We start from the raw sequence: 305 nt of genomic DNA on the forward strand, positions 1-305 counted from the left end.
CCCGCCGGCCGCACGGTCGCCGTCGGCATCACCGCGGCCGCCCTCGCCACAGCCACCGCCCGCACCCCACCACCACCCACCCCGACGACGCGACCACCAGCGACGCCACCGCCCGGATGGAGCACGTGGAGCACGCCGCCGCCTACCTCGCGGCACACAACCCCGCAACCATCTACCCAGACGACCCGAACGGCACCTGCAACACCTACCTCATCGCCCACGGGGACGTCGCCTCCTACTACCACGAGCCGACCAGCCCAGACACGCCCGCCGACACGAAGGCACCACCACCGATGAGCTGGGCG

Annotated in this window: 1 protein-coding gene; it reads left to right on the forward strand. The window is 72.8% G+C overall.

The window, feature by feature from the left end; translation table 11 throughout:
- Positions 1–305: hypothetical protein (locus tag PUR71_RS01115; RefSeq protein WP_329924381.1), on the forward strand; the 305-nt coding region annotated here is incomplete at both ends.

Origin of the sequence: Streptomyces sp. SP17BM10 (assembly GCF_036322405.1) — a bacterium.
Taxonomy (GTDB): Bacteria; Actinomycetota; Actinomycetes; order Streptomycetales; family Streptomycetaceae; genus Kitasatospora.